This is a genomic window from Pseudomonas sp. 18.1.10 (assembly GCF_024655625.1).
Lineage (GTDB): Bacteria > Pseudomonadota > Gammaproteobacteria > Pseudomonadales > Pseudomonadaceae > Aquipseudomonas.
Map to the genome: position 1 here is coordinate 1 of NZ_JANLGL010000400.1, position 2618 is coordinate 2618.

General features: G+C 62.5%; 3 protein-coding genes. All 3 read left to right on the plus strand.

From position 1 onward, the window contains the following. The first annotated feature begins 127 nt into the window (after positions 1-127). Genes NUV89_RS29090 through NUV89_RS29100 form a run of 3 tightly spaced genes read left to right on the plus strand, consistent with a single transcriptional unit; the run spans position 128 to position 2526 of the window. A complete protein-coding gene (locus NUV89_RS29090; protein ID WP_257784027.1) occupies positions 128-433 on the plus strand; it encodes an STAS domain-containing protein in 306 nt (101 codons plus the stop codon). Continuing rightward, positions 430-2148 (plus strand): fused response regulator/phosphatase, encoded by a 1719-nt coding sequence (locus NUV89_RS29095; protein WP_257784028.1) that lies wholly within the window; start codon positions 430-432, stop codon positions 2146-2148. The genes NUV89_RS29090 and NUV89_RS29095 overlap by 4 nt, the downstream gene beginning before the upstream one ends. Positions 2149-2178: 30 nt before the next feature. Then, positions 2179-2526 carry an Hpt domain-containing protein gene (locus NUV89_RS29100; RefSeq protein ID WP_257784029.1) on the plus strand — a complete coding sequence of 116 codons (348 nt, stop codon included), beginning with the start codon at positions 2179-2181 and terminating at the stop codon, positions 2524-2526. Positions 2527-2618: the final 92 nt, after the last annotated feature.

Here is a 2618-nt window from a genome sequence, read left to right on the forward strand (position 1 = left end):
GACACACCGCATTCGCGAGCAAGCCCGCTCCCACACAAGCCAGCTCCCACATTTGATTTGTTGCGTTGCTCAGACCCCGTTCAGCTGCTAAACCTGTGTCTACCGCCTATGACAAGGAAGCAGTCACATGTCAGTCGAGTCTGAAGTATCCCTGGACGGGAAGAAGTTGACGATCGCCATCAAGGGCCGGTTCGATTTCGGCAGCCACCAGACGTTTCGCGAATCCTACGAGCGTTTCTACAAGGTGCCCGAGTTGTACGTGGTCGACCTGAAAGACACCACCTACATGGACAGCTCCGCCCTGGGCATGCTCCTGCTGTTGCGGGATCACGCCGGCGGTGACAACTCGGACGTGCAGGTGGTCAACAGCAATTCCGATGTGCGCAAGATCCTCGCCATCTCCAACTTCGACAAACTGTTCGACATCAGTTGAGCGGCCTGGCCCCCGTGCTGGAGCCGTTGACGGTGTTGATCGCCGAAGACAGCGCCACCGACCTGCTGTTGTTGTCCACCATCGTGCGGCGCCAGGGGCACCAGGTGCTCACCGCCAGCAACGGCTTGGACGCGGTGCAAGTGTTTGCCCGCGAGCGCCCGCAATTGGTGTTGATGGACGCGCTGATGCCGGTAATGGACGGCTTTGAAGCGGCACGCCAGATCAAGCAGCTGGCGGGCGAAACCTTGGTGCCGGTGATTTTCCTCACCTCCCTGCGTGAGAGCTCGGCCCTGGCCCAGTGCCTGGATGCCGGCGGCGATGACTTCATGGCCAAGCCCTATAATCCGCTGATCCTGGCGGCGAAGATCAATGCCATGGATCGCCTGCGCCGCTTGCAGGCCACGGTGTTGCAGCAGCGCGACCTGATCGCCCGGCACCACGACTACCTGCTGCATGAGCAACGGGTGGCCAAGGCGGTGTTCGACAAGGTGGCGCATTCGGGCTGCATCAATGCCGCGCCGAATATCCGCTACCTGCAATCGCCCTATGCGCTGTTCAACGGTGACCTGTTGCTGGCGGCCTATACGCCATCGGGCGATATGCATGTGCTGCTGGGCGACTTCACCGGCCACGGCTTGCCGGCGGCGGTGGGCGCCATGCCCCTGGCGGAAGTGTTCTACGGCATGACCGCCAAGGGCTACGGCCTGGCGCAGATCCTGCGGGAGATGAACGTCAAGCTCAAACGCATCCTGCCGGTGGACATGTTCTGCTGCGCCACCCTGTTGTGCCTGAGCACCCAGCGCCGCGTGGTGGAAGTGTGGAATGGCGGCATGCCCGAAGGCTATGTGCATGAGGTGGCCAGCGGCAAGCGCACGGCGTTGGTGCCGCGGCATTTGCCGTTGGGCGTGCTGTCCGCCGAAGCCTTTGATGACCGCACCGAGGTGTGGCCGATGGCGCTCGGCGACCGGGTGTTCTTGCTCTCCGACGGCGTGCTCGACACGGCGGACAGCAATGACCAACTGTTCGGCGCCGAGCGCCTGCATCAGGTATTTGCCGCCAACCGCGAGCCCGACCTTTTGTTTGCCGAGATCGAGCAAGCCCTGGCCGGGTTTCGCGGCGAGGCGCGGGATGACGTGAGCATGGTGGAAATCACCCTGCAAGCCGGGCAGTCCCTGCGCGCGACCGGGCCGCTGTATACCGACAGCAGCCAGTCGTGCCCACTGGATTGGTCGGTGAGCTTCGAGTTCCGCGCCGAGACCCTCAAGCGCTACAACCCGTTGCCGTACTTGCTGCAACTGTTGCTGGAAATCCACGGCCTGCGCGAGCGCAGCGGGGCGTTGTACAGCGTGATGGCCGAGCTGTATTCCAATGCCCTGGAGCATGGCGTGCTGGGCCTCGACTCGCGGCTCAAGCGCGATGTGCACGGTTTTGCCGACTACTATCGCCAGCGCAACGAGCGGTTGGCGCAGTTGAGCAGCGGTTATGTGCGGGTGCATGTGCAGGTGGTGCCGACGGCAACGGGCGGTCAGATGTCCTTGCGCATCGAAGACAGCGGCGCCGGCTTTGACGTGGAACAGGTGCTGGCGCGCCCGCTGGAGGTTGATCGCTTGTCGGGCCGGGGGTTGAACCTGGTGCGTCAATTGAGCGGCGACGTGCACTGGTCCGACGGCGGGCGGAGCGTCTGCGTGGAGTTTTCGTGGCAGGCTCAGGCATAATCCGCCGATTCTTGATCAAGGAGCGAACAAGTGGCTGAGATTCATCTGGACCCGGACGTGTTATCGGGTTTGCAGGAAGTGATGGAAGGTGAGTATCCGCGGTTGCTGGATACCTTCCTCGACGATTCGCAAAAGCGCGTCGAAGCGCTGCGCAAGGCACGGGATGACGCCAAGGCGCTCGGGCGCATCGCCCACAGCTTCAAGGGCAGCAGCGGCAACCTGGGTGCGGTGCGGTTGGCGCAGTTGTGCCAGCGGCTGGAGGCGGAGTCGGCGCAAGCGCCGGGTACTGATCTGGGGGAACTGGTGGATCAGATCGATCATGAGTTTGCGCTAGTGCGGCCCCTGTATGAGTCGGAGCGCCAGCGCTTCCAACTCTAATGTGCCGATGGCTGTATGAAGATCCAAATGTGGGAGCGGGCTTGCTCGCGAAGGCGGTGTGTCAGTCAATACATCTGTCACTGATAAACCGC